The organism is Gordonia sp. (in: high G+C Gram-positive bacteria), assembly GCF_020438995.1.
Classification (GTDB): Bacteria; Actinomycetota; Actinomycetes; order Mycobacteriales; family Mycobacteriaceae; genus Gordonia.
Map to the genome: position 1 here is coordinate 1 of NZ_JAGQTN010000051.1, position 6,671 is coordinate 6,671.

7 protein-coding genes are annotated in these 6,671 nt (G+C 68.0%); all 7 read left to right on the plus strand.

Going from position 1 to position 6,671, the window contains the following annotated elements; translation table 11 throughout:
* Positions 1 to 281, plus strand: a 281-nt coding sequence (locus tag KDB67_RS04240) for a DUF732 domain-containing protein (RefSeq protein WP_291012795.1), incomplete at its 5' end; no start/stop codon positions are given.
* 52 nt (positions 282 to 333) lie between these two features.
* Entirely contained in the window at positions 334 to 1,665 is a 1,332-nt protein-coding gene (gene hemL, locus KDB67_RS04245) for a glutamate-1-semialdehyde 2,1-aminomutase (RefSeq protein WP_291012797.1), read from the plus strand.
* A gap of 3 nt (positions 1,666 to 1,668) precedes the next feature.
* The gene (locus tag KDB67_RS04250; RefSeq protein ID WP_291012799.1) at positions 1,669 to 2,295 is read left to right on the plus strand and encodes a histidine phosphatase family protein; all 627 of its coding nucleotides are present in this window, start codon (positions 1,669 to 1,671) and stop codon (positions 2,293 to 2,295) included.
* A 9-nt stretch (positions 2,296 to 2,304) separates the two neighbouring features.
* Positions 2,305 to 2,925 (plus strand): TlpA disulfide reductase family protein, encoded by a 621-nt coding sequence (locus KDB67_RS04255; protein ID WP_291012802.1) that lies wholly within the window; start codon positions 2,305 to 2,307, stop codon positions 2,923 to 2,925.
* Positions 2,922 to 3,728, plus strand: coding sequence for a cytochrome c biogenesis CcdA family protein (locus KDB67_RS04260; RefSeq protein ID WP_291012805.1), 807 nt, complete (start codon positions 2,922 to 2,924; stop codon positions 3,726 to 3,728). The genes KDB67_RS04255 and KDB67_RS04260 overlap by 4 nt, the downstream gene beginning before the upstream one ends.
* The gene (locus KDB67_RS04265) at positions 3,725 to 5,419 is read left to right on the plus strand and encodes a cytochrome c biogenesis protein ResB (protein WP_291012808.1); all 1,695 of its coding nucleotides are present in this window, start codon (positions 3,725 to 3,727) and stop codon (positions 5,417 to 5,419) included. Before KDB67_RS04260 ends, KDB67_RS04265 begins: the two co-directional genes overlap by 4 nt.
* A 74-nt stretch (positions 5,420 to 5,493) precedes the next feature.
* Entirely contained in the window at positions 5,494 to 6,510 is a 1,017-nt protein-coding gene (gene ccsB, locus KDB67_RS04270; protein ID WP_291012810.1) for a c-type cytochrome biogenesis protein CcsB, read from the plus strand.
* Positions 6,511 to 6,671 lie beyond the last annotated feature (161 nt).

A 6,671-nucleotide genomic window follows, 5' to 3' on the forward strand; every position in this document is an offset into this window, starting at 1 on the left:
CGACAGCCTCGTCGACGACGCTCAACCTGCCCGCCGACCAGATGGACAGCATCTTCATCAAGACGCTCGAATCGTCGGGCATCAATGTCGCCGGTAACGACGCCAAGTACATCGCCACCGCCAAGCAGGCCTGCACCGACATCCGGGGCGGAAAGACGTTCCTCGACGTCGCGCTCAACCTCAGCATGGGCGACGACCCGACTCAGAAGGGCACCATCGTCGGCGCCGGCATCGCCATCTACTGCCCCGACCAGGAGTCCAAGATCTCGGCAGGAGAGTAGTCAAGCGGTCGGGATTGGCACGGGAGGCCATGGGTTTGGAACACTGGTCAGCGTGACCCGCCCCGCAGCCTCTTCAGCCGCCGCTTCCGCAGTTCTTTTCGACCGTGCGGCCCGGGCCATTCCCGGTGGGGTGAACTCACCGGTGCGCGCGTTCTCGGCGGTCGGCGGCACCCCGCGTTTCATCACGAGTGCCTCGGGCTGCACCCTGCACGACGCCGACGGCAACAGCTACGTCGACCTGGTGTCCTCGTGGGGGCCGATGATCCTGGGGCACGCGCATCCGGCGGTCGTGGAGGCCGTGCAGCGGGCGGCGAGCACCGGATTGTCGTTCGGGGCGCCGACCGAGGCCGAGATCGAGCTTGCCGAGGAACTCATCGCCCGTGTCGACCCCGTCGAGCAGGTGCGGCTGGTCAACTCGGGCACCGAGGCCACCATGTCGGCGATCCGGCTGGCGCGCGGCTTCACCGGCCGCGGCAAGGTCATCAAGTTCTCCGGCTGCTACCACGGCCACGTCGATGCCCTGCTCGCCGATGCCGGATCGGGGGTCGCCACCCTCGGACTGCCCACCTCACCCGGCGTGACCGGCGCGTCCGCTCACGACACGGTGGTGCTCCCGTACAACGACCTGGCCGCCGTCGCAGCCGCGTTCGACGAGTACGACGGTCAGATCGCCGCGGTCATCACCGAGGCAGCCGCCGGCAACATGGGCGCGGTGGCACCTCTCGACGGCTTCAATGCCGGCCTGCGCGAACTCACCCGGCGCCACGGCGCACTGCTGATCATGGACGAGGTGATGACCGGATTCCGGGTCAGCCCGGCCGGCTGGTACGGCCTCGAAGGCGTCGCCGGCGACCTGTACACGTTCGGCAAGGTGATGAGCGGTGGCCTGCCCGCGGCGGCGTTCGGTGGCCGCCGCGAGATCATGGGTCATTTGGCGCCGTCGGGGCCGGTATATCAGGCGGGCACGCTGTCGGGGAACCCGGTGGCCGTCGCTTCGGGTCTGGCGACGCTGCGCAACGCCGACGCCTCGGTGTATCAGGCCCTCGACGCCAACGCCGACCGGCTCGCTGTACTGCTGGGGGAGTCGCTGACGGTGGCGGGCGTCGCGCACAGGGTCCAGAAGGCGGGTAACCTGCTCAGCGTCTTCTTCACCGGGTCGAGCGAGCCGGTGACCGACTACGAGACCGTCAAGGCCACCGAGACGTTCCGGTTCGCCCCGTTCTTCCACGCGCTGCTCGACGCGGGAGTCTATCCGCCGCCGAGCGCGTTCGAGGCGTGGTTCGTGTCCGCGGCCCTCGACGACGACGCGTTCGCCACCATCGCCGCCGCACTGCCGGCGGCCGCCGCCGCAGCCGCCGCGGCCACCGACCCCAGGGGGAACTAGAGCATGCACACCGTTGTCCACATGATGCGTCACGGCGAGGTGTACAACCCCGACGGTGTCCTGTACGGCAGGCTGCCCGGTTTCCGGCTGTCCGACACCGGCCGCACCCAGGCCCGTACGGTCGCGGCCGCGCTCGCCGACCACGACATCGCCGCCGTGTTCGCCTCACCGTTGCAGCGGGCGCAGGAGACCGCTGCACCGATTGCAGCGGCGCACGGTCTGACGATCACCACCAATGACGAACTCATCGAGGCCGACAACGTCTTCGAGGGTCTCAAGGTGTCGGTGACCGGCGGGGCACTGTCCAAGCCCCGGCACTGGCCCAAGCTGCGCGACCCGTTCACCCCGTCGTGGGGCGAACCCTACATCCAGCTCGCGCACCGGATGCTGGCCGCGGCCAGCACCGCTCGCGATGCCGCCCGCGGCCACGAGGTGGTGTGCGTGAGCCATCAGCTGCCCGTGTACACGCTGCGCAGGTTCCTCGAAGGCAGCAGGCTGTGGCACGATCCGCGCCGCCGGCAGTGTTCGCTGGCCTCGCTGACCAGCCTGATCTACGACGACGACGCGCTCGTCGACATCGTCTACTCCGAGCCCGCCGGGGCCTCGGATCCGACGGTGACGGGAGCCTGAGAGAGTTTCATGCACGTTCAGTCTCGCCGGACCGGCAGGGTCGCCGCGCTGGTGGCGGCGCTGCTGCTGGCCGTCGGTGCGGTAGCCGGATGCGGCACCGGCGACGACGCTGTCGCACAGGGCAATACCTTCCAGTTCGTCTCCCCGGGCGGCAAGACGGTCATCACCTACCCGGTCGCCGACCGTAGGCCGGTGTCCGGGATGTCCGGTTCCGACGTGATGACCGACGCCACGTTGTCACTGTCCGATGCCCGGTTCGCGGGCAAGGTGGTGGTGGTCAACGTGTGGGGTCAGTGGTGCGGCCCCTGCCGCGGCGAGGCCGATGCGCTCGAAAAGTCTTATGCCGCAACGAAAGACAAGGGTGTTGCGTTTCTCGGGATCAATCTGCGCGACGACCGGCAGTCGGCGCGGGACTTCATTGCCGACCGCGAGGTGGCCTACCCGTCGATCTATGACTTCGCGGGCGCGACGCTGGCCGCCTGGAAGGTACCGACGGCGGTACTGCCCACCACGATCATCCTCGACCGCAAGCACCGGCCCGCAGTCGTGTTCCTCAAGGCGCTCACCACCGACGAACTGATCCCGGCGATCGAACGGGTCGCGGCCGAAGAACCCGCGGGCACCCCGTGATCGAACTCGCACCGCAGGCGGCCGTCGGCGACACCTTCGCCGACGTCGTGTCGAGCGGTCCGCTGCTGCTGGCGCTCGGCGCCTGCGTGCTGGCCGGGCTGGTGTCGTTCGCCTCGCCGTGCGTGGTGCCGCTGGTGCCGGGCTATCTGTCGTATCTGGCCGGGCTGGTCGGGGCCGAGGCGCCTGCGGTGAAGGTCGGCGAAGCGGCCAAACAGGGCCGTACCCGGGTGGCGATCGCGGCCGGGCTGTTCGTCGCCGGATTCACCGTCGTGTTCGTGGCGGCCACCGCCACCGTATTGGGCGTGACCAGCACATTCGTACTCAATCATGATCTGCTGCAACGGATCGGCGGCGTGGTCACCATCGTGATGGGGCTGGTGTTCATCGGCCTGATCCCGATGATGCAGCACGAGGTGCGGTTCGCCCCTCGACGGCTGCCCAATCTCGTCGGCGCACCGCTGCTCGGCGCGGTGTTCGCCCTCGGCTGGACACCGTGCCTGGGTCCGACGCTGGCCGCGGTAATCGCCACCGCCAGCGGTACCCAGGGAGCCACCGCCGCCAAAGGCGTGCTGCTCATCGTCGCCTACTGCGCCGGGCTGGGCATCCCGTTCGTGGTGCTGGCCTTCTCGTCGGCATGGGCGCTGCGCAGTCTCGGTTGGCTGCGCAGTCACGCCCGGGTCATTCAGGTCTTCGGCGGCATCATGCTGCTGGCCGTAGGTGTCGCGCTGGTCACGGGGGTGTGGGATCACTTCATCGTGTGGGTGCGCGACGCGTTCGTCTCCAATACGGAGTTGCCGATATGAGCACGTCCACAGTCACCCCGCCCGCTCGTCCCGCGGGGAAACCGGCCGCGCCGCATTGGTTCCTGCGTAGGATCCTCTGGCCGCTGCGTAATCTGTGGCGGTCACTGACGTCGATGCGAACCGCGCTGGTGCTGCTGTTTCTGCTGGCTCTGGCCGCGATCCCCGGCGCGTTGCTGCCGCAGCGCGAGCTGAACGAACAGAAGACGCTCCAATACATCGACAGCCGCGGGACGGTCGGCGAATGGATGGACCGGCTGCAGCTGTTCGACGTGTTCAGCTCGGTGTGGTTCACCGCGATCTACGTGCTGCTGTTCGTCTCGCTCGTGGGCTGCCTCACCCCGCGGATGATCGAGCACGCCAAGAGCCTGCGCGCCAAGCCTGTCGCCGCACCGCGCAACCTCGGCCGGCTGCCGCGGCATGAGACGTTCACCGTCGACGGTGCGCCCGATGAGATCGCCGAACGCATCACCGGGCGGCTCGGCGGTTGGCGGCGGGTCACCGCCGAACGCACGCTCCCCGACGGCACGAGGGTCGTCGAGGTGTCGGCGGAGAAGGGCTACCTGCGCGAATTCGGCAACCTCGTGTTCCACGTCGCGCTGCTCGGCATCCTCGTCGCGATCGCACTGGGCAAGGTGTACGGCTACGAGGGCACCCGCAGTCTCGTCGCCGACGGCGAGCAGGGGCTGTGCAACACCTCGACCGCGGTGTACGACTCGTTCCGGGCCGGAAGCCTCGTCGACGGCACCGATCTGTCGCCGTTCTGCTTCAAGGTCGATGACTTCTCGGCCACCTTCCTGCCCAACGGGCAGCCGTCGATGTACAACGCCGAGGTGTCCTACACCGACAGCGTCGGTGCCGGCGTGCCGACGGACTGGAAGCACACGTCGATCAAGGTCAACGAGCCGCTGCGGCTGGCCGGTGACCGTGTGTACGTGCTCGGCAACGGCTACGCGCCCACATTCACGGTCACCTTCCCGAACGGGCAGAAACGCACCCAGACGGTGCTGTTCATCCCCGAGGAGATGGCGACGATGCTGTCCTCGGGTGCGGCACGCTTCGACACCCCCGCCGGCATGTACCCGGACGAGGACGAACGCCGCAACAACCAGATCGCGCTGCAGGGCATCTTCGCGCCGACCGCCGAGTTCACCGGCAGTGGCGGCAAGCTGCTGCAATCGGCGTCGCCGATCCCGAAGAAGCCGGCCGTCGCCATCGACGTCTACAAGGGCGATACCGGCCTGGACACCGGCAGACCGCAGAACGTCTACCAGCTCGATTCCGATCTGATGCATCAGGGCCGGCTCAAGCGCGAGGCCCGCGTCAACCTGGAACAGGGGCAGTCGCACACCCTCGCCGACGGTACGATCGTCACCTTCGACGGCTACAAACGCTGGGTGTCGGTGCAGGTCTCGCACGACCCCACGCAGAAGTGGGTACTCGTGTTCGCCGTCTCGATGCTGGTGGGTCTGCTCGTCTCGCTGCTGGTGCGGCGCAGGCGGTTGTGGGCCAGGCTGGTGGAGATGGACGTGGTCGAGGATGTGCCCGGCGTCGACAACCCCGGGAAACGACGTACTGTAGTAGAGATCGCCGGACTGGCCCGTACCGACCAGGCCGGCTGGGGTGAAGGATTCAGCGACCAGGCCGCGGCACTCGTCGGCAACGACGCCGGCCGCCGCGTCCGCGGACTGTAACGCGACCCGGTCGCGGTTCCACCGACCCGGTCACGGTTCCACCGACCCCGGTCACGGTTCCACAAGGAGAGCAGATGGACAACAACGAGGTCGTCGCGCACGTCGACGAGACGCTCGCCCGATACTCCGACCTACTGTTCGGCACCGCCATCACGGTGTACGTGCTGGCGATGTTCCTGTTCCTCTGGGCGCTGGGCAGCGCCCGGATCCGGCGCATCCAATCAGCCGAGGCACGCGAACTCGTCGGGGCATCGGCCTCGGGTGCTCCCGCCGACCTGCGCACACCCGGCAAACTCGAGACCGTGCCGGCGCGGCCGTTCGGCGAGAAACTCGCCTCGATGGCCTACCCGGTGGTCATCGTCGGCGTCCTGGCGCACCTCGCGTCCATCGTGACCCGCGGTATCGCCACCGACCGTGCCCCCTGGGGCAACATGTACGAGTTCATCTCGCTCACCTGCGTGGCCTGCGTCATCGCGGGTCTGGTCGTGCTGCGTAAACGCGAACATCGGCCGCTGCTGTCGTTCGTGTTGCTGCCGGTGGCGCTGCTCATGTTCATCGCCGGCAAATGGCTCTACACCCAGGCCGCGCCCGTCGTGCCCGCGCTCAAGTCGTACTGGCTCGCCATCCACGTGTCGGTGATCTCGATCGCCTCCGGCGTGCTGCTCGTCGCCGGTGTCGCCAGCATCCTGTACCTGGTGAAAGTGCGCTGGGGTGCCTCATCCGAGCAGCCCGGCACCGGCAAGACCGCAGCCCTGCGACGCATTGTCGACGCCATCCCGAACGCCGAAACCCTCGACCGGCTCGCCTACAAGTCCGTCGTCTTCGGCTTCCCACTGTTCGGTCTCGGCGTCATCCTCGGCGCCGTGTGGGCAGAATCGGCGTGGGGCCGGTTCTGGGGCTGGGACCCCAAGGAGACGGTGTCGTTCATCGCGTGGGTGATCTACGCCGCCTACCTGCACGCCCGGGCCACCGCGGGCTGGAAGCACACCGCCGCGGCCTGGATCAACGTTGCCGGATTTGTCGCCCTGCTGTTCAACCTGTTCATCATCAACCTGGTGGTTTCAGGTCTGCACAGCTACGCGGGCTTGTGAGCGACCGACAGCGTGGCGGTGTCCGAATCGCGCGTACCCTTGTTAAGGAACAGGGAGGTCGGCAGTGACGTACATTTTCGCGTTCATCGGCATCATCGCCATCGCGTACCTGCTGTGGCGTGCCTTCGGTCCGGCCGCCGGATCAGCCGGCCCGGACGGTC

What these genes read in the sequence shown, in the direction of transcription:
- KDB67_RS04250 (WP_291012799.1), top strand. Translation starts at nt 1,669, where the DNA reads ATGCACACCGTTGTCCACATGATGCGTCACGGCGAGGTGTACAACCCC.
- KDB67_RS04255 (WP_291012802.1), top strand. Translation starts at nt 2,305, where the DNA reads ATGCACGTTCAGTCTCGCCGGACCGGCAGGGTCGCCGCGCTGGTGGCG.
- KDB67_RS04265 (WP_291012808.1), top strand. Translation starts at nt 3,725, where the DNA reads ATGAGCACGTCCACAGTCACCCCGCCCGCTCGTCCCGCGGGGAAACCG.
- ccsB (WP_291012810.1), top strand. Translation starts at nt 5,494, where the DNA reads ATGGACAACAACGAGGTCGTCGCGCACGTCGACGAGACGCTCGCCCGA.